19 protein-coding genes and 1 other RNA gene are annotated in these 18,009 nt (G+C 62.9%); 14 read left to right on the top strand and 6 right to left on the bottom strand.

Annotation, left to right across the window (positions count from 1 at the left end; translation table 11 throughout):
- Positions 1-43: 43 nt before the first annotated feature.
- Positions 44-400: a transfer-messenger RNA gene (ssrA, locus tag L610_RS18145) on the bottom strand.
- A gap of 122 nt (positions 401-522) precedes the next feature.
- Complete coding sequence (locus tag L610_RS18140) at positions 523-738, bottom strand: hypothetical protein (RefSeq protein WP_144706780.1); 216 nt, start codon at positions 736-738, stop codon at positions 523-525.
- 226 nt (positions 739-964) lie between these two features.
- On the opposite strand from L610_RS18140, the gene L610_RS18135 reads away from it, so the two are divergent.
- The 7 genes from L610_RS18135 to L610_RS18105 all read left to right on the top strand — a co-directional run bounded on the left by L610_RS18135 (position 965) and on the right by L610_RS18105 (position 7,376).
- Positions 965-1,759, top strand: coding sequence for a thymidylate synthase (locus L610_RS18135; RefSeq protein WP_144706778.1), 795 nt, complete (start codon positions 965-967; stop codon positions 1,757-1,759).
- A 31-nt stretch (positions 1,760-1,790) separates the two neighbouring features.
- The gene (locus L610_RS18130) at positions 1,791-2,795 is read left to right on the top strand and encodes a DUF4424 domain-containing protein (protein ID WP_246659054.1); all 1,005 of its coding nucleotides are present in this window, start codon (positions 1,791-1,793) and stop codon (positions 2,793-2,795) included.
- A gap of 13 nt (positions 2,796-2,808) precedes the next feature.
- Positions 2,809-3,312: a dihydrofolate reductase gene (locus tag L610_RS18125; RefSeq protein WP_144706773.1), complete on the top strand. Its 504-nt coding sequence runs from the start codon at positions 2,809-2,811 to the stop codon at positions 3,310-3,312.
- 157 nt (positions 3,313-3,469) lie between these two features.
- On the top strand, positions 3,470-4,564 hold the full coding sequence (gene hflK / locus L610_RS18120) for an FtsH protease activity modulator HflK (RefSeq protein WP_024847734.1): 1,095 nt from the start codon (positions 3,470-3,472) through the stop codon (positions 4,562-4,564).
- Positions 4,564-5,523 (top strand): protease modulator HflC, encoded by a 960-nt coding sequence (gene hflC / locus L610_RS18115; protein WP_024847733.1) that lies wholly within the window; start codon positions 4,564-4,566, stop codon positions 5,521-5,523. The genes hflK and hflC overlap by 1 nt, the downstream gene beginning before the upstream one ends.
- Positions 5,520-5,705 (top strand): DUF2065 family protein, encoded by a 186-nt coding sequence (locus L610_RS18110; RefSeq protein WP_024847732.1) that lies wholly within the window; start codon positions 5,520-5,522, stop codon positions 5,703-5,705. Before hflC ends, L610_RS18110 begins: the two co-directional genes overlap by 4 nt.
- Before the next feature lie 207 nt (positions 5,706-5,912).
- Complete coding sequence (locus L610_RS18105) at positions 5,913-7,376, top strand: DegQ family serine endoprotease (RefSeq protein ID WP_144706852.1); 1,464 nt, start codon at positions 5,913-5,915, stop codon at positions 7,374-7,376.
- A 7-nt stretch (positions 7,377-7,383) separates the two neighbouring features.
- Here the strand turns inward: L610_RS18105 and L610_RS18100 are convergent, their stop codons facing one another.
- Positions 7,384-7,953: a GNAT family N-acetyltransferase gene (locus L610_RS18100; RefSeq protein WP_024847730.1), complete on the bottom strand. Its 570-nt coding sequence runs from the start codon at positions 7,951-7,953 to the stop codon at positions 7,384-7,386.
- Positions 7,950-8,837, bottom strand: a complete 888-nt coding sequence (gene serB, locus L610_RS18095; RefSeq protein ID WP_144706771.1) for a phosphoserine phosphatase SerB — start codon at positions 8,835-8,837, stop codon at positions 7,950-7,952. The genes L610_RS18100 and serB overlap by 4 nt, the downstream gene beginning before the upstream one ends.
- Here serB and miaA point away from each other — a divergent pair.
- Positions 8,836-9,765, top strand: coding sequence for a tRNA (adenosine(37)-N6)-dimethylallyltransferase MiaA (gene miaA, locus L610_RS18090; RefSeq protein WP_144706850.1), 930 nt, complete (start codon positions 8,836-8,838; stop codon positions 9,763-9,765). The two genes, serB and miaA, sit on opposite strands and share 2 nt — an antisense overlap.
- Positions 9,766-9,774: 9 nt before the next feature.
- Here miaA and L610_RS18085 read toward each other — a convergent pair whose 3' ends face one another.
- Positions 9,775-11,619: an ATP-binding protein gene (locus L610_RS18085; RefSeq protein WP_024847727.1), complete on the bottom strand. Its 1,845-nt coding sequence runs from the start codon at positions 11,617-11,619 to the stop codon at positions 9,775-9,777.
- 327 nt (positions 11,620-11,946) lie between these two features.
- Between L610_RS18085 and L610_RS18080 the strand changes: the two genes are divergently transcribed.
- The 5 genes from L610_RS18080 (at position 11,947) to L610_RS18060 (ending at position 16,755) form a co-directional block, all read left to right on the top strand.
- Positions 11,947-13,737 (top strand): acetolactate synthase 3 large subunit, encoded by a 1,791-nt coding sequence (locus tag L610_RS18080; protein WP_245263681.1) that lies wholly within the window; start codon positions 11,947-11,949, stop codon positions 13,735-13,737.
- Between the two features lie 47 nt (positions 13,738-13,784).
- Positions 13,785-14,363: an acetolactate synthase small subunit gene (ilvN, locus tag L610_RS18075; protein ID WP_024847725.1), complete on the top strand. Its 579-nt coding sequence runs from the start codon at positions 13,785-13,787 to the stop codon at positions 14,361-14,363.
- 67 nt (positions 14,364-14,430) lie between these two features.
- Positions 14,431-15,027, top strand: a complete 597-nt coding sequence (locus tag L610_RS18070) for a LysE family translocator (RefSeq protein ID WP_024847724.1) — start codon at positions 14,431-14,433, stop codon at positions 15,025-15,027.
- Positions 15,028-15,073: 46 nt separating this feature from the next.
- The gene (locus L610_RS18065) at positions 15,074-15,571 is read left to right on the top strand and encodes a hypothetical protein (protein WP_034329710.1); all 498 of its coding nucleotides are present in this window, start codon (positions 15,074-15,076) and stop codon (positions 15,569-15,571) included.
- 56 nt (positions 15,572-15,627) lie between these two features.
- Positions 15,628-16,755 (top strand): ATP-dependent RecD-like DNA helicase, encoded by a 1,128-nt coding sequence (locus tag L610_RS18060; RefSeq protein ID WP_024847722.1) that lies wholly within the window; start codon positions 15,628-15,630, stop codon positions 16,753-16,755.
- On the opposite strand, the gene L610_RS18055 is transcribed toward L610_RS18060, so the two are convergent.
- Positions 16,752-17,153, bottom strand: a complete 402-nt coding sequence (locus L610_RS18055) for an STAS/SEC14 domain-containing protein (protein ID WP_024847721.1) — start codon at positions 17,151-17,153, stop codon at positions 16,752-16,754. The genes L610_RS18060 and L610_RS18055 overlap by 4 nt on opposite strands.
- A 111-nt stretch (positions 17,154-17,264) precedes the next feature.
- Between L610_RS18055 and L610_RS18050 the strand changes: the two genes are divergently transcribed.
- Positions 17,265-18,005, top strand: coding sequence for a pyridoxine 5'-phosphate synthase (locus tag L610_RS18050; RefSeq protein WP_144706769.1), 741 nt, complete (start codon positions 17,265-17,267; stop codon positions 18,003-18,005).
- Positions 18,006-18,009 lie beyond the last annotated feature (4 nt).

The following is an 18,009-nucleotide window of genomic DNA, read 5'->3' as shown; positions in this document are numbered from 1 at the left end:
GACAAACCACATGCGGATACGTGAAATTGAAGGCTGGAAGGGAAGTGGAGGTTTCTGTTGCCAGGTACCTCCGAACCCCGCCTGAAGGTGCTATCCCACAGGGCTTGATTCGAGACTATCGCGCCGCATTAAGCAGCGAGACGTGCCTCAGCATAGTTGTCGTTGGCAACTATAAGGGTAGCCCGATAACGGTGGTACAATGCCGGGAAAAAGGTCGATCTTTACACCCTCGTCGATCCTGTTTCGCCCCCATCAGCAACAGCGGCGAACCGCTGTTCCTGGTGGAGGCGCCGGGTACCGCCCCCGGGTCCGATAGGCTTATTACACCGCCCGTTTATTTCCATAGTCGGCCGAAACCGACGCCGCGAATATAGGTAGTCTCGTCGGCGATTGGAAGGGTCCGTTCATGCCGTTCGCGGGAATTTTTCGCCGTGACGTCGCGGATTTACAAAGGGCGGTGAAGAGGGGTTGGGAGGTCGGTTCAGGAGGGGGCATGGTCAAGTGCGCCCTTCGGGCGGCTGCTTACCTTCCGCTCCGTTGCGGATCAGCATCGCGCTGCGTCGCGGGGCCCGGAAAAGGAATGACGTTAGAACTTTCCAGTGGAGCCTTTACCGTCATGATACCCGAGATCAGCAGGTCGATCGCCAGCCGCGCATTGGTCCTGAATTCGTCTTCTCCAGCCAAGTGTTGAGCCGCGCGGGCAAGATGCCAGCGTGCGAGATCGAGTTCGCAGTTCATGAGATTCCCCGGTTCGGATGACCGATTGGGTAAATGAGTCTCGCCTACAGATGGTGAACGAAACCGATCGCATTTAAGTCAATTTTGACCAGTTATGGGGTGACGGCCGTATAGCGGGCTCCCGGCTGTGCGTGGACGGCTCAATCCGTTGACAAGGGGCTTCCGACGAAAGACTCGTCAGCACGGATCGGCTAGGATCGCTCCAGAATCTCATGGATGGCGGACGATGCGGCAGTACCTCGACCTTCTTCAACACGTGCTCGACAATGGCGTCGACCGCGGCGACCGCACCGGCACCGGCACGCGCGGCGTGTTCGGCTACCAGATGCGGTTCGACCTCAGCGAGGGCCTTCCCGTCCTGACGACGAAGAAGCTGCACCTGCGCTCGATCATCCATGAACTGTTGTGGTTCCTCGCCGGCGATACGAACATTCGGTACCTCAACGACAACGGCGTGACGATCTGGGACGAGTGGGCCGACGAGAATGGCGATCTCGGCCCTGTCTACGGCTCGCAGTGGCGCTCGTGGCCGACGCCGGACGGCGGCTCGATCGACCAGATCGCAAATGTCGTCGAGCAGATCCGCACCAATCCGAACTCGCGCCGCCTGGTGGTGACGGCCTGGAACCCGGCTGAGGTCGACAACATGGCGCTACCGCCGTGCCACTGCCTGTTCCAGTTCCATGTCGCCAACGGCAAGCTGTCGTGCCAGCTCTACCAGCGGTCGGCGGACATTTTCCTTGGCGTGCCTTTCAATATCGCCTCCTACGCGCTGCTGACGATGATGGTCGCGCAGGTGACGGGACTGAAGGCCGGCGAGTTCATCCACACCCTCGGCGATGCTCATCTTTATTCCAACCATTTCGACCAGGCGCGCGAGCAGCTGACCCGCACCCCCAAGCCGCTGCCGGACATGCGGATCAACCCGGAGGTCACGGACCTTTTCGCGTTCAAGTTTTCAGATTTCACGCTGGAGAACTATGTCGCAGATCCAAGCATCAAGGCGCCGATCGCGGTCTGATGCGGCAGGCGAATTGATAGGGAGGGGCACTTTGAAGAAGTATTTGCTCGCGGCGACCGCCGCATCCCTGCTCGGTGCCGCGCCGGCCCGCGCCAACGACACAATGGCCGAACTCAAGACCGGCGGACTGGTGTTCGTCCGCTCCGATGCGGTCGAGATGGAGAGCGAGGACCTTTACATCTCCGAGGACGAAGTGCGCGTCGACTACGTCTTCCGCAACACGGGTGGCGCAGACGTCGAAAGCATCGTCGCATTCCCGATGCCGGAGATCGAGGGTAACCCGTGGTCGGATGTCGCGATCCCCGACCGCGAGGCCGACAACATGTTCCACTTCACAGTCGAGGTCGATGGAAAGCCGTTCGAGCCTGAACTCGAGCGGAAGGCTTACGCCGTCGGTCTCGATGTGACCGAGCTGCTGCGTCAGCACAACGTTCCGCTCAACCCTTTTGCCGAGGCAACAGTCGAGGCCGTCGCGAAGCTGACGGAAGCGGTGAAGCAGGACTGGCTCGCGCGCGGCATGCTGGTGCGCGAAAGCTGGGATGCGGGCGAGGGGATGCAGGAGCATGACGTGCCGATCTGGTCGTTGCGGGCGACCTACTGGTGGCGGGCAAAGTTCCCGCGCGGCGAGCGTATTTCCGTGCGCCACCGCTATCAGCCCAGCGTAGGCGGCACGGTCGCCGTCACCTTCATGGAGGACGGCAAGGCGACCGGTGAGAGCCTCACAGAATATCGTGACAAATATTGCGTCGACGATGCCTTCCTAAAGAGCGTCGAGCGCCGCGCGGCGGAAAACCCGGACAAGGTTGCGCCCTTCTACGAGAACTGGATCTCCTACGTCTTGACCACCGGCGCCAACTGGGCAGGTCCGATCAAGAAGTTCCGGCTGGTGATCGACAAAGGCGCGGCTGAAAACCTCGTCAGCTTCTGCGGGACCGGCGTTCGCAAGACCGGCGAAACGACGTTCGAGATGACGGCCGAGGACTTTTATCCGCAGCAGGACATCAATGTGCTGCTCCTGAAGAAGATCGAGCAGTGACGGAGATCCGCATATGATCGTGACCATTGTGGTGGGTGTCGCGGAGAATGGTGTAATCGGACGCGACGGCGGCCTGCCATGGCGGCTGTCGACCGATCTCAAGCGCTTCAAGCAAACCACGATGGGAAAGCCCATCCTGATGGGCCGTAAGACGTGGGAGTCGCTGCCGAAGAAGCCGCTGCCCGGCCGCCAGAACATCGTCATCACACGCGATGCGAAATATGCCGCGGAAGGTGCGGACGTCGTTCATTCGCTCGAGGAGGCGATCGCGCTGGCCAAAAGGTCGGGTGCGGAGGGTGCGAGCATCATTGGCGGCGGTCAGATCTTCGTGGACGCACTCCCGTTCACCGACCGGCTCGACGTCACCCACGTCCTCGCCTCGATCGATGGGGACACGTTCTTCCCGAACATTGACCCCGATGTCTGGAAGGTCGTGTCGAGCCAGGACTATCCTGCCGGCGAGAACGACAGCCACGCGACGCGCCACGTCATCTATGAGCGAATCCCTGGCGCATAAGGCCGCACAAAGGCTTGCGCACGCGCGAAAGGAGGGCGCTTCGCATTGAAAGCACCTGATCGCATCCCTATAACGCGATACAATGGCAACACGCGGGGGGTAGTTCCTCTGCACGTCGCGATTTCCAACGACACGATATCCTAGAAAGAGGAAATTCATGCCCTGGAGCAATCAGAACGGCGGCGGCGGCCCTTGGGGCGGCGGCAGCGGTGGAGGAGGAGGCCCCTGGGGGCAGGGGCCGCGAGGACCGAGTGGTCCGGGCGGCAATCCTCCTGATCTTGAAGATATTATTCGCCGCGGCCAGGACCGTCTGAGGCAGGCGCTGCCCGGTGGCGGCGGCGTGAACCCGGCGATGCTGGGCCTCATCGGCCTGGTGCTGGTCGTGCTCTGGTTCTTCCAGGCGATCTACACGGTCCAGCCGGATGAGCTGGCCGTCGAGCTTCGCTTCGGTAAGCCGAAGGAAGAAGTGTCCGAGCCAGGCCTGCACTTCCACTGGTGGCCGGTCGAAACTGTCGAGAAGGCGACCGTGGCCGAGCGCCTCATCAACATCGGCGACAGCCGCGCGGGCGGCGCTTCGGGCCTGATGCTCTCGGGCGACCAGAACATCGTCGATGTCCGCTTCTCCGTGGCCTACCAGGTCGCGAACCCTATGGACTACCTCTTCCGCGTCTCCGATCCGGATGCCACGCTGCGCCAGGTTGCAGAGAGCGCGATGCGCGAGGTTGTCGGCCGCCGCCCGGCCCAGGACATCTTCCGCGATGACCGCCAGGGTATCGCCGAGGACGTCCGCGAGATTATCCAGGCGACGATCGACGACTACCAGGCCGGCCTTGCCATCACCGCGATCTCAATCGAGGACGCGGCACCGCCGCGCGAAGTGGCGGACGCGTTCGAAGAGGTTCAGCGCGCCGAGCAGGACGAGGACCGCTTCGTCGAAGAAGCCAACCAGTACTCCAACCAGCAACTTGGCCGCGCCCGCGGTGAGGCCGCGCAGATCCGCGAAGAGGCTGCCGCCTACAAGACGCGGGTCGTGCAGGAAGCCGAAGGTGAAGCCCAGCGCTTCGTCTCCGTCTACGAAGAATATGCCAAGGCACCAGACGTGACACGCCGCCGCCTGTTCCTTGAGACCATGGAAAACGTTCTCCAGGGCTCGAACAAGGTCATCGTCGGGCAGGGCAACGGGCAGGGCGTGATCCCATACCTGCCGCTGCCTGAACTGCGCCCCGCCGGTCAGCAGGGAGGTAACAACTGATGGCAAACCGTATTCCAATCTTCGCTGTCATCGGCGCCATCCTCCTCTTCCTGCTGTGGTCGTCGATCTACGTGGTCAACGAGCGCCAGCAGGCGATCGTCCTGCGTTTCGGCGAGATCGTCGATGTGAAGTCTGAGCCCGGCATCTACTTCAAGCTGCCCTTCGGCTTCATGGAGGCTGACAATGTGCAGCTGATCGAAGACCGCGTCCTGCGCTTCGACCTCGATGACATCCGCGTGCAGGTATCCGGCGGCCGCTTCTACGAAGTGGACGCCTTCATCGCCTATCGCATTTCCGATCCGCGCCGGTTCCGTCTGGCCGTCTCGGGCAGCGTGCCGCTCGCCGAGCAGCGCCTGCGTACCCGCCTCGACGCTGCCCTGCGCCGCGTCTACGGTCTGCGCGGCTTTGAGGCTGCGCTGTCGGAAGAGCGTTCGTCGATGATGCGTGAGGTTCGCGACCAGCTGCGTCCGGACGCGACGTCGCTCGGTCTCGAGATCGTCGACGTCCGCATCCGCCGCACCGACCTGACGCAAGAGGTCTCGCAGCAGACTTATGAGCGCATGCGCGCCGAGCGTCTGGCCGAGGCCGAGCGCCTGCGTGCCCGTGGCCGTGAGGCTGCACAGCGTATCCGGGCCCGGGCCGACCGCGAGGTCGTCGAGATCGTCGCCGATGCGCGCCGGGAGTCGGAGATCCTGCGAGGCGAGGGCGAAGCCCAGCGCAACGCGATCTTCGCCGATGCCTTCCAGCGTGACCCCGGCTTCTTCGAGTTCTACCGCTCGATGGCAGCCTACGCGAAGGCGCTCGAGGGTACGGGAACGACCATGGTCCTCTCGCCGGATTCGGACTTCTTCCGCTACTTCGGCAGCATTGACGGCAACGCGCCGGCCAACGGTCCTGCGACCGCGCCGAACGCGACGCCGGCTCCGACGGGCGGAATCACCACCGGCGCGACCGAGTGAGTGATCTCCTAGTGGCAATAGGGCTCGTCCTCGTCATCGAGGGCGTGCTCTATGGCGGCCTGCCGAACCTTGCGAGAAGGCTGGCCGCCGAAGTGCTTTCCATGCCAGAACAGGCAATGCGCGTGGCGGGGCTTTTCGCCATGGCGCTTGGCGTTGCGATCGTGTGGCTTGTGCGAGGCTGATCTCGGCTGTCGAATCCGCACCGTCACGCGGGATTGACAGGAAATGGTTCCCGCGCGGTCGCAAACGTGCCGTATTGTTTGTCATCATCCGTGGTGAGGCCTCCGGGGCTCCAACCCACTCCTGATCCTGGTAGAATGCTCATGAAGACGTCGCTGATCGCATCCCTCTTTTCCAAGCGTTCTGCCTGCACAGCGCTCGCGCTGGTGATGCTGGGGACGTCTTCGGGCCTGACACCTTCAGTCGCGTGGGCGCAGGAAGTCACGCCCACGCCGCAGACGCCGCCGGTTCATGGGCCGGCATCGGTCGCTGACCTTGCCGAGCCGCTGCTGGAGGCGGTCGTCAACATCTCGACGACCCAGAATGGCCGACCGGCGCGCCGCACMCCCGGCTCGCCGCAGCCGGSCCTGCCGGAAGGCTCGCCATTCCAGGAATTCTTTGACGACTTCTTCAATGAACGCCGCGACAACGACCGCAGCGGCCGCAAGGTTCAGTCGCTCGGTTCCGGCTTCATCATCGATGCCAAGGAAGGCATCGTCGTCACCAACAACCACGTCATCACCGACGCGGACGAGATCGAAGTCAACTTCGCCGATGGCGGCAAGCTGAAGGCCGAGCTTGTGGGCACAGACCCACAGACGGACCTTGCGGTCCTCAAGGTCGATCCAACCCTGCGCGAGTTGAAGCAGGTGGAATTCGGTGATTCTTCGAAGATCCGCATCGGCGACTGGGTCATGGCGATCGGCAATCCGTTCGGCCTTGGCGGCTCGGTTTCGATCGGCATTGTCTCGGCGCGCGGCCGCGACATTAATTCCGGCCCGTATGACGACTTCATCCAGACTGACGCCGCGATCAACCGCGGTAATTCGGGTGGCCCGCTGTTCGACATGCACGGCCAGGTCATCGGCATCAATACGGCGATCATCTCGCCCTCCGGTGGCTCGATCGGCATTGGCTTCTCGATCCCGTCGCAGCTTGCGGTTGGCGTCATCAGCCAGCTGCTTGAGTTTGGCGAGACACGACGGGGCTGGCTCGGTGTTCGCATTCAGCCGGTGACGGACGAGGTTGCTGAAAGCATCGGCCTCGACCGTTCCCGCGGCGCGCTGGTGGCCGGTGTCATCAAGGGTGGACCGGTTGACGACGGCTCGATCCAGCCGGGCGACGTCATCCTGAGCTTCGACGGCAAGGAAATTCGCCAGATGCGCGACCTGCCGCGCATCGTTGCCGAAAGCCCGGTCGGCAAGGCGGTCGACGTCGTCGTCTTCCGCAAGGGTGGCGAGGTCACCGTCAAGGTCACCCTCGGTCGGCTGGAAAACGCGGCACAGGCGGCGGGCACGGAGTCCGAGGCAGCGCCGGACGATGCTGAAGCCGCGACGGTTGATGTTCTTGGTATGACTCTCGGCGAGCTCGATGATGCCCGCCGCGAGGAATACGGCATCAACGAGAGCCTCACCGGTGTCGTCGTTACCGCCGTCGAGGACGGTTCGACTGCGGCCGAGAGTGGCGTCGTTCCGGGAACGGTCATCACCGAGATCGGCCAGGAAGCCGTGACGTCCCCGCAAGAGGTAAAGGACCGTCTTGCCGAGCTGAAGAAGCAAGGCCGCCGCAACGCGCTGCTGATGCTCTCCTCGCCCGACGGCGAGCTGCGCTTCGTGACGATCCGGATGGATTGATCGGACTTCAGGCGCCGTCAATCTGGCGGCGCCATTCCTCACGCTTCAGCCTGTAGAACACGTGCCGCTTCAGGTGCGGGTGCGTGTCGGGCACGCGCGGATGATCGAAATCGCACGACGGATCGTGCGTGAAGCCCAGCCGCTTCATTACCGCGATCGACCGATCATTGTCCTGAACTGCGAAGGAAACGATTTCCGGCAGGCCCAGCCCCTCGAAGCCGAAGCGCAGAAGTCCCCGCCCTGCTTCGGTCACAAAACCGTGGCCCCAGTTCTCGCGAGCGAGCCGCCATCCGATCTCTATGAAGGGTTCTGGCTGCGCTTCTGGGATATTGTCGCGGTGGAGGCCGACGAAGCCGATCGCTTCGCCCGTTGCCTTGAGTTCTAGCGCCGCAAAGCCGTAGCCGCGCGCTTCATTGTCGGCGCGCAGCCGGTCCATCATGGCGTCCGCCTGTTCGCGGGTGCGCCGGAAGGGAAAGAAGCGCATCACCTCGTCGTCCGAATTGATCAGGTGGAAGAGGTCGCGGTCGCGATCTTCCCAGTTGCGGATGACGAGGCGTTGCGTTTCCAGTCGGATCATGCAGCGAATTCGTCGCGCTTGTAGCCCTGCAGGTAGAGCAGGGCGGTGAGGTCGGCGTGGTCAATGCGGATACGCGCCTGCGCGGCCACTGTCGGCTTTGCATGCAGGGCAACGCCCGCGCCCGCCAACTTCAGCATGTCGAGATCGTTGGCGCCGTCGCCGACGGCAATCGCGTCCTGCGGGGTGATGCCAAGCTTTTCGCAGATCTCGATCAGCGCGCTCGCCTTGGCTTCGCGGCCAAGGATTGGATCGGCGACCTGGCCGAGCAGCTTGCCATCCTTTTCGAGCAGTGTGTTGCCGCGGTTTTCCTGGAAGCCCAGCTTCTTTGCGATCGGACCGGTGAACGACAGGAAGCCTCCTGAGACGAGCGCGGTATAGGCGCCGGCCTTGTTCATCGTTGCAACAAGAGTGGGGCCGCCTGAGGCCAGCGTCAGGCGGGTCTCGATCAGGCGGTCGATGACCGCGGTCTGGAGGCCCGCGAGGAGGGCAACGCGCTCGCGCAGCGCCGGTTCGAATGCGAGCTCGCCGTTCATCGAGCGGGCGGTGATCGCCGCGACGTGCTCCTTGAGCCCGACCTCGTCAGCGAGCTCGTCGATGCACTCCTGGTCGATCATCGTCGAGTCCATGTCGGCAATGAGCAGCTTCTTGCGCCGTCCTTCGGCTTCCTGCACGACCACATCGACCGGCTCGCCGCCGACTGCTTCCCGTGCAATGCTCTGCGCCTCGGCTTCTTCGATGCCCTCCGGCAGGAAGAGATCGACAGCAACGTCCGTGGCAAGCCAGTCGATGCGGCTTGCATGCAGTGCGCCCGAAGCCTTATCAGCCAGCGATGCGGAAAGAACTGGGCTTGCGGGATTGGCGATAAGCGTGGCGACGAGTGACATGGACGTTTCCGGAACTGCGGCTCCCGTGGAGCCCTTGAAGAACGCGATCCTGATAGCTGGCCCCACCGCCAGCGGCAAGTCGGCGCTGGCAATCCGTCTCGCGCAGAAACATGACGGCATCATCGTCAACACAGACTCGATGCAGGTCTATTCCGTGCTGCGTCTGCTCACGGCACGGCCAAGCGATGCCGACATGGACATGGTGCCGCACCGCCTCTATGGCCATGTGCCGCCGTCTGTTTCCTATTCGACAGGCGAATGGGCGCGTGCCGTCGAACCACTCATTCGCGGCGACGAATTTACCGGGCGAACGCCGATTTTTGTCGGTGGCACAGGCCTTTATTTCCGCGCGTTGACGAAAGGTCTCTCTTCCATGCCGGAAGTCGCGCCGGAAATTCGCCAGCGCTGGCGCGAGCGGCTGCAGGAACAGGGGCCCGCTTCTCTGCATGCGCTGCTTGTCCGGCGCGATCCGGTGGCGGGCGCTGCCATTCGCCCGAGCGATGGCCAGCGCATCGTTCGCGCGCTGGAAGTCGAGGAAGCATCGGGCAAGCCGATTTCATGGTGGCAGACCAAGCGCGGCAACCCGCTGGTCGATGCCGAAAACGCCAGGAAGATCGTGCTGGAACCGGAACGGCCGCTGCTCGCTCAGCGCATCAGTGACCGCTTCGACGGCATGGTGGCGGGCGGCGCGCTTGATGAAGTCGATGAAATGGCGAAGCTCGATCTGGACCCGACGCTGCCGGCGATGAAGGCGATCGGCGTGCGCGAGCTGATCCAATACCGGCGCGGCGCGCTTTCGCTGGACGAGGCCGTCGAACAGGCAAAGACCTTGACCCGACAATACGCCAAGCGGCAGTCGACCTGGTTTCGCACCCAGCTCGATGATTCATGGCTGCGGATCAGGGACGCGAACGAGCTTCCGGACTAGGCAGCGATATCATTCGTAGAGGCGGCGAAGCGTATCGTCGTCCCAGCGCCGGCTTGGCCTGTCCTCTAACGACGTGCGCTCGGTCGCCCGTGACCCGAACCGCGGCGCGCCGAACGGCGGATAGTTATCGGCGCGCTCAGGGGCGCCCAAATCCATCGACCGAACCGGGCTGCCGGGAAACGGGATGGACTCGCTTCGGTCGATGCTGCGCATGCTCTGTACCAATTGGTGCAGCTGGAGTTCGTCGTTGTCGAGGGCGGGATCGTCGGCCGAGCCATGATCCGTCATCGGCAGCTCTTCCGGCTTCAGCTCCTCGAACTTCATGCGCATCGTCGTGGCAACACCCTCGCCGAAGGCGATCGCCTCGCGCTGGCCCATCGACGACAGGAACGAGAGAGTCGAAGCCGAGCTGTCGGCGATTGCCGAGCGGACGATGTCCTGGTCGGTTTCGTTTGCAAGGCGCATTGCGAACACGGTGGAACACTGCGACAGCACTGTCGGATCGAGTTCGCCCGGGCGCTGGGTGACGACGCCCAGATAGCAACCGTACTTGCGGCCTTCCTTCGCTATACGCGATAGCGCGTAGCGGGTGGGCGCAAAGCCGAGCTTTGGATCGGCCGGCATGTAGCGGTGCGCTTCCTCACACAGCACCAGCAGCTTCAGCCTGCCGCGGCTGTTCACGGCGACGTCGAAGGCGAGCCGGCCAAGGATGGCGCAGACCGAGTTCACCACTTCCGACGGCAGGCCCGACAGATCGAGACAGGTGATCGGCCGGCCCTGATGCGGAATGCGGAAGATGCGCCCGACCGTCTCGTGGATGTTGTCGTCCACCATGCGCGGCGCGAACATGAAGCGGTAGCGCGGATCTGCCACCGCCGCCTCAATACGAGCGCGCAGGGCCCGGTAGATCGGGCGATCGTTCTTGGCCTCGAGCTGGCCCATACGCTCGTCAATGATGCGGATGACGTCCGCGATGCGGTAAGGCACCGGCGTATCGGCGGTCAGGCCCGCGGCATCGCCATAGCGGCGCACCAGGGTCTGCTGCGGGCTCCGATAGGCATGCTTGGCGAGCGGGACCAGCTCGCGCAGAAGGTCGACCTCCTCACCGACCGGCTCGCGGCCGCGATAGAGCACCTCGACCAGCTCCTCGAGTTGGAACAGCCAGAAGGGCAGGTCGAGCGTCTTGATATCGATGCGGATCGAGTCGTTCGGAAATGCTGCGGAAAATTCGTTGTGCGGGTCGAGGATCAGCACGCGCAGTTCAGGACGCGCCTGGACCGCCTTGCGGATCAGCAGCGAAACGGCTGTTGACTTGCCGACACCGGTGGTGCCGACAACGGCGAAATGGCGGCTGAGCGTGGTGTCGATGGCGATATTTGCTGCAATCGCCGCGTCCTGCGACAAGTGGCCGATTGTGATCGTCTCGCGGCCGCCGAGATCGTAGATGGCGGCGAGGTCGCGCTGGCGGATACGGTGAGCAACCGCGCCGACATGCGGATAGACGGTGATGCCACGGTCGAAGAGCGGCTTGTTGCCTTCCTGGTCACGGACTTCGCCGACCAGCTCGACATGGACCTTGATCGGTACCATGCCCTCGTCGTCCCACTGCTCGACCGGCGTTTCGACGCGATAGACGAGACCGACCGTGCGGATGCTGCCGAGGTTGATCGAGATCATCCGGCCGACTGACCAGGCGCCGGGATTGGCAGCTGCGTCTGCTGCGGCAAAGGCCGCAAGCGTGGCGCGGGAACCATCGCAGCCGACGACCCGGCCGATTATGCGCGAATCCGGCTGCGTTGCGTCACGCCGTTCCTGGTTCGTGACCTCGCCGAGCTTCTCACGTTCGACAAACATCAATGGCGATACCCCGCGTTGTGGAGGTCACCATAGGCGGGGCAAGTTAAGGGCGCGTGTGACGCAATGGTTGATCGGGCGTAAAGAAAGAAGACAGCCGCTTACGCCGCGTCGCTTTTCTGTTGACATGCGAGCGCGGCGGTACTTATTGTCCGCGCCATGATCAAGAGCACCATTCTTGTAGTACGAACGCGTATGGGCAAGGCGGCGTAGCCGCCGGGCGACAGCACCCCATGCGCGAAACCGAGGCTCCTCCAAGGGGCCTTTTTTATTGCCCTGAACATCGATAAACGACAGCCACGACCGAGATAAAACGGGAAGAGACCGATGAATACCAACGCAGGACACGAAGCCGGCAGACGCGAAATGACCGGTGCGGAGATGGTGGTGCAGGCGCTGATCGACAACGGCGTAGAGCACATCTTCGGATATCCTGGTGGGGCGGTCCTTCCGATCTATGACGAACTCTTCCAGCAGGACGCGATCCAGCACATCCTGGTCCGCCACGAGCAGGGCGCCGGCCACGCCGCCGAAGGCTATGCCCGTTCGACCGGTAAGGCCGGCGTTGTCCTGGTGACTTCGGGTCCGGGCGCGACCAACGTCGTGACCGCACTGCAGGACGCGCTCATGGACTCGATCCCGCTGGTCTGCATCAGCGGGCAGGTTCCGACCTCGCTGATCGGTTCGGACGCGTTCCAGGAGTGCGACACCGTCGGCATCACGCGCCCTTGCACCAAGCACAACTGGCTGGTGAAGGACGTCAACGACCTCGCCGCGATCCTGCACGAGGCGTTCCATGTTGCCACCACCGGCCGTCCGGGCCCAGTGGTCGTCGACATCCCGAAGGACGTCCAGTTCGCCAAGGGCATCTACACGCCGAAGCAGGAAGTTCGTCGCACCACCTATGCGCCAAAGCTCCAGGGCGACATGGAAGCGGTGAAACAAGCCGTCGCGCTGATGGCGAACGCCAAGCGCCCGATCATCTATTCGGGTGGCGGCGTCATCAACGCCGGTCCGGAGGCGAGCCAGCTGCTGCGCGAGCTGGTCGAACTGTCTGGCTTCCCGATCACCTCGACCCTGATGGGCCTCGGCGCCTATCCGGCTTCCGGCAAGAACTGGGTCGGCATGCTGGGCATGCACGGCACCTACGAGGCGAACATGGCGATGCATGACTGCGACGTCATGCTGTGCCTGGGTGCTCGTTTCGACGACCGCATCACCGGCCGCCTCGACGCCTTCTCGCCGAACTCGCGCAAGATCCATGTGGACATCGACCCCTCGTCGCTGAACAAGAACGTCCACGTTGACGTGCCGATCCAAGGCGATGTCGGCCGCGTGCTGGAAGACATGGTGCGCCTGTGGCGCGCGAGCGTGAAGGGCGACAAGGCCGCGCTGAAGCCGTGGTGGGACCAGATCGATCGCTGGCGTGCGCGCAATTCGCTTGCGTTTAAGCCTAACGACGACGTGATCATGCCGCAGTATGCGATCCAGCGGCTCTATGAGCTGACCAAGGACCGCGACACCTTCATCACGACGGAAGTCGGCCAGCACCAGATGTGGGCGGCGCAGTACTACGGCTTCGAGAAGCCGAACCGCTGGATGACCTCCGGCGGTCTCGGGACGATGGGCTATGGCCTGCCGGCGGCGCTGGGCGTTCAGATCGCGCATCCGAACTCGCTGGTCATCGACATCGCCGGCGATGCTTCGGTGCAGATGACGATGCAGGAGATGGCGACGGCCGTTCAGTACAACGCGCCGATCAAGATCTTCATCCTGAACAACCAGTACATGGGCATGGTGCGCCAGTGGCAGCAGCTGCTGCACGGCAACCGCCTGTCGCATTCGTACACCGAGGCGATGCCCGACTTCGTGCTGATGGCTCAGGCGTTCGGCGCGCACGGCATCCGTTGCGACAAGCCGGCCGACCTCGACGAGGCGATCCAGGAGATGATCGACGTGAAGAAGCCGGTCCTGTTCGACTGCCGCGTGGCGAACCTCACCAACTGCTTCCCGATGATCCCGTCCGGCAAGGCGCACAACGAAATGCTGCTGCCTGACGAGGCCACAGACGAGGCGGTTGCGAATGCGATCGACGCAGCTGGGCGCCAGCTTGTCTAAGACGTGCAAAAGCGCTCGCGAGCATCATTCCTAGGAAGAGATTTGACATGAACGCCCAACTGCAACCCACTGGCTCCGCTTACTTTATGTCGAAGGAAACGGCGGCCGCTGAGCGTCACACGCTAGCAGTCCTTGTAAGCAACGAACCGGGTGTCCTGGCCCGCGTCATCGGTCTGTTTTCCGGTCGAGGCTACAACATCGACAGCCTTACGGTCTCCGAGACGGAGCACGAGAAACACCTGTCGCGCATCACCATCGTGACGCGCGGCACGCCGCACGTGCTGCAGCAGATCAAGACCCAGCTGGAGCGCATCGTGCCGGTCCACAAGGTCAACGACCTGACAGTAAACGCCAAGGAGATGGGACAGGACCATCCGCTGGAGCGCGAGTTGGCGCTGGTGAAGGTGGCTGGAAGCGGCGAAGCTCGCGTCGAGGCGCTGCGTCTCGCGGAAGCGTTCAAGGCGAAGGTGGCCGACGCGACGACCGAACACTTCATTTTTGAGATCACCGGCAAGAGCTCGAAGATCGACCAGTTCATCGCGATCATGGAGCCGCTCGGCCTGATCGAGGTATGCCGTACCGGTATCGCCGCGCTCAACCGTGGACCGCAGGGCATGGATCGCTAAAACCGATCCTTTTTTCATCATCTGAGACAGGACCGGGAGCCAGGCGCTCCCGGCGCGGGTGAAGTTCGTGACGTGGGATGTCTTTTTCGCGCTGGTCGTCTTCGCGTTTGTCACGTCGATCACGCCCGGCCCGAACAATGTGATGCTGATGGCGTCCGGCGTGAACTTCGGGTTCCGGCGTACCCTTCCGCATATCTTTGGCATCGGCATCGGCTTCCTCAGCCTGCTGCTGGGCGTGGGCTTCGGCCTTGGCGCCTTGCTGACCGCGTTTCCGGCCGCGCATGTCGCGCTGAAGATCGCGGGCGGAGCCTACCTGCTTTACCTCGCCTGGCGTGTGGCGATGACGCGGTCGATCAGTGAAGGGAAGGGCGGCTCGGCCCGCCCCATGACCTTCCTTGAGGCCGCGGCGTTCCAATGGGTGAACGTCAAGGCCTGGGTGATGGCGATCACCGGCATCTCCGTTTACTCCTCGTCGACCTCGCCGTTTCTGTCGGTGATCCTGGTGGCGGTTGCCTTCGCGCTGGTGAACCTTCCGTGCGTCTCGACCTGGGCGGCGTTCGGCGTTGCGTTGCGCGGCTTCCTGTCTGAACCCACCCGGCTGAAGTGGTTCAACATCGCCATGGGCATCGCGCTCGCCGCAAGTCTGTGGCCGATGCTTCAGTAGTCCTTGGTTCAAGCCGGGTGACGTAAAGTAATGTTGGATGGCGCTCATGTTGGAGCGTATTTCCATCAAGCGGATAATTGGCGCTGCATGCATTCTTCTGGCGCTGTTATTTGCTGTGGGGTGGTACACCCGTGAGGATCCTGCAGATAAGCCTTATCTGCGGGTCATGGGCGGTGGCTTCATTATCAACTACCGCGTCGCCGACATGTATTATGGCTTCACGGCGATCGTACAGCGGCCGCTGCCTACTGGCACGATCGTAGAGGCGAAATTCGAAAATCCCGAAGGGGGCGAGCCGTTCGTCGTACGCCAGCGCATGGGCGGGCCGGACATGACGCGATTCTCGATGCGCTCGCCCACCGTACACGGCGTCAAGGCGAAGCAGCCTTACGAGGTTTCGCTTCGCATCCTCGACCGCGAGGAGACGCAGACGATCTGGGAGTACAAGACGCACTTCACCAGCCAGCTGGATGGCTCGTTCGTGCCCGAGAAGCCGCTGACGATCGGTCCGGGTTACACGAAGAACCCCGAACTTGACGACTGAGCAGCCATGCAGGGCTGGGTCTTGTAACTCGCCTCCGAATCCCCCACTGAAAGCGCATGCAGTTTTCTCCCCAACAGGACGCGGCGCTGAAGGCGGTCGATCGGTGGCTGAAGGAAGGCCGCAAGCCGATCTTCCGGCTGTTTGGCTATGCCGGCACTGGCAAAACGACGCTCGCGCGCCATTTCGCCGAGCATGTCGACGGTTCTGTCCAGTTCGCCGCTTTCACCGGCAAGGCGGCTCAGGTGCTGCGCTCGAAGGGCGCGACCAATGCCCGCACACTCCACTCGCTGATCTATCGCCCGCGCGGCGAGGAAGCGGTCGAGGACGAGACCACCGGCAAGACCTCAATTGCGCCGACCTTCTCGCTGAACCGCCAGAGCCCGGTCGCCAAGGCCAAGCTCGTCGTCGTCGACGAGTGCTCGATGGTTGACGAGCAGCTCGGCCGTGACCTCATGAGCTTCGGCACCCCGATCCTCGTTCTCGGCGATCCTGCCCAGTTGCCGCCGATCAGCGGTGGCGGCTTCTTTACCGAGCACGAACCGGATCACCTGCTGACCGAAATCCATCGCCAGGCGCGTGACAATCCGATCATTCGTCTTGCACTTGAGGTGCGCGAGGGCAGGGAGATTGAGTACGGCGAATACGGTGCCGCAAGAGTGATTGGCCGCGACGAGGTCAACCAGGATCTCGTCCTGTCGGCCGACCAGGTGCTTGTGGGCACTAATCGTACCCGCCGCCGCTACAACCAGCGCCTGCGCCAGCTGAAGGGTTTCGATGCGTCCTATCCGCAGGCGGGCGACAAGCTGGTGTGCCTGCGCAACGATCCGGCCAAGGGCTTGCTGAACGGCTCGCTGTGGAAGGTCATGACCTCATCACGCGAGACGGTGAAGCCGGGCATAAACCTGCTGGTGTCGCCGGAAGAGGATGATCCGGATCGCGGCGTTGCCAAGATCAAGCTGCTGAAGGCCGCGTTCGAGAACCCGGACGAGGAAATTCCGTGGCAGCAGAAGAAGCGCTTTGACGACTTTGACTACGGCTATGCCCTGACCGTCCATAAGGCGCAGGGCTCGCAGTGGAACGAGGTGGTGCTGTTCGACGAAAGCTTCGCTTTCCGCGAAACGCGCCAGCGATGGCTTTATACCGCCATCACCCGTGCGGCCGAGCGGCTTACCGTCGTCCGCTAGGCCTTTCCGGCGGCCTCGACTGCCCCGACGAACGCCCAGGCGCGTTCTTCGTCATCGGGGTCGAACGTCTCGATCTCGATTCTCGGGCTGAGCAGCGAGGCGATGTCGCTCGCCCAGCCACTTTCTCCGATTATCGCGCAGCGGGCGACGTGCTCTGACGTCTCTTCCCGGAGGAGCCGCGCCGTGTCGCCCGAAAGGTCCGAGACGTCGAAGCTCTGCAACCCGACGATGCGGATCAGCAGATTGATGCGGTCCCTGATGGTGTAGGCACCTTCCAGAAGCCCGAGCATGTTCTCCGCGTCAGCGGAAGAAAAATCGTCGGAGATCTCGAGTGCAAAGACCTGCAGCGTGCTCGTGCCAACGCGCTTGACGGCCGGGATGCGATCCAGCGGAAGCAAGTGTGTCCCTCCAGTTGCTTCAGTCCAGTTCCTGGAACACATGAAAGGCGGTGCCTGTTCCCGCCGGAGGCGATATATCGGTCAGGATACAAGAATCGGACCGTCGCGACCATGCCTGCCAAGCTCTCCGTAAATCTCAATGCCGTGGCTCTTCTGCGCAATCGCCGCGATTTGCCGTGGCCGAGCGTGATCCACCTCGGTCGTATTGCGCTGCAGGCCGGTGCGCATGGCTTGACGGTGCACCCTCGTCCGGATCAGCGTCACACCCGCCGCAGCGACTTGGCTCCACTTCGCGCGCTGATCGATGATGAGTTCCCGCAGGCAGAGTTCAACATCGAGGGCTATCCGGACGAGGCCTTCCTCAACCTCGTCGAGGAACACCAGCCGGATCAGGTCACCCTCGTTCCGGACGACCCGGCACAGCCTACCTCGGACCACGGCTGGAACTTTGTCGAGCAGCAGACGTTCCTGACACCAATCGTCAAGAGGTTGAAGAAGGGCGGATTCCGGGTGTCGCTGTTTGCGGAGCCGGACCCGGCAGGAATGGCCGAAGCAAAGGCAACAGGGGCGGACAGGGTCGAGTTCTACACCGGGCCTTATGGATCCACCCATAGCGATCCCGTCGCTGCCGAGCGCGAGCTGAAGAAGCTTGCTGTCGCGACTGAGGCCGCACGCGCGGCAGGGCTTGATGTCAACGCCGGGCACGATCTGACGGTGGCCAATCTTCCGGCACTGACTCGGCATATTCCTCACCTCGCTGAAGTGTCGATTGGCCATGGCCTGACTGCCGATGCGCTGGAATATGGTATGGCGACTACAGTGACGCGCTTCCTCAAAGCCTGCGGATGGTAACCGC

Origin of the sequence: Aminobacter sp. J44, assembly GCF_007829415.1 — a bacterium.
Taxonomy (GTDB): Bacteria; Pseudomonadota; Alphaproteobacteria; order Rhizobiales; family Rhizobiaceae; genus Aerobium.
Note: the sequence above shows the minus strand (reverse complement) of the source record. Positions and strands in the feature narration are given on the sequence as shown.

Excerpts from the sequence above, each read along its gene's own strand:
- L610_RS18140 (WP_144706780.1), bottom strand. The coding sequence starts at position 738 with ATGAACTGCGAACTCGATCTCGCACGCTGGCATCTTGCCCGCGCGGCT.
- L610_RS18135 (WP_144706778.1), top strand. The coding sequence starts at position 965 with ATGCGGCAGTACCTCGACCTTCTTCAACACGTGCTCGACAATGGCGTC.
- L610_RS18125 (WP_144706773.1), top strand. The coding sequence starts at position 2,809 with ATGATCGTGACCATTGTGGTGGGTGTCGCGGAGAATGGTGTAATCGGA.
- hflK (WP_024847734.1), top strand. The coding sequence starts at position 3,470 with ATGCCCTGGAGCAATCAGAACGGCGGCGGCGGCCCTTGGGGCGGCGGC.
- hflC (WP_024847733.1), top strand. The coding sequence starts at position 4,564 with ATGGCAAACCGTATTCCAATCTTCGCTGTCATCGGCGCCATCCTCCTC.
- L610_RS18100 (WP_024847730.1), bottom strand. The coding sequence starts at position 7,953 with ATGATCCGACTGGAAACGCAACGCCTCGTCATCCGCAACTGGGAAGAT.
- miaA (WP_144706850.1), top strand. The coding sequence starts at position 8,836 with ATGGACGTTTCCGGAACTGCGGCTCCCGTGGAGCCCTTGAAGAACGCG.
- serB (WP_144706771.1), bottom strand. The coding sequence starts at position 8,837 with ATGTCACTCGTCGCCACGCTTATCGCCAATCCCGCAAGCCCAGTTCTT.
- L610_RS18085 (WP_024847727.1), bottom strand. The coding sequence starts at position 11,619 with ATGTTTGTCGAACGTGAGAAGCTCGGCGAGGTCACGAACCAGGAACGG.
- L610_RS18080 (WP_245263681.1), top strand. The coding sequence starts at position 11,947 with ATGAATACCAACGCAGGACACGAAGCCGGCAGACGCGAAATGACCGGT.
- ilvN (WP_024847725.1), top strand. The coding sequence starts at position 13,785 with ATGAACGCCCAACTGCAACCCACTGGCTCCGCTTACTTTATGTCGAAG.
- L610_RS18065 (WP_034329710.1), top strand. The coding sequence starts at position 15,074 with ATGTTGGAGCGTATTTCCATCAAGCGGATAATTGGCGCTGCATGCATT.
- L610_RS18060 (WP_024847722.1), top strand. The coding sequence starts at position 15,628 with ATGCAGTTTTCTCCCCAACAGGACGCGGCGCTGAAGGCGGTCGATCGG.
- L610_RS18050 (WP_144706769.1), top strand. The coding sequence starts at position 17,265 with ATGCCTGCCAAGCTCTCCGTAAATCTCAATGCCGTGGCTCTTCTGCGC.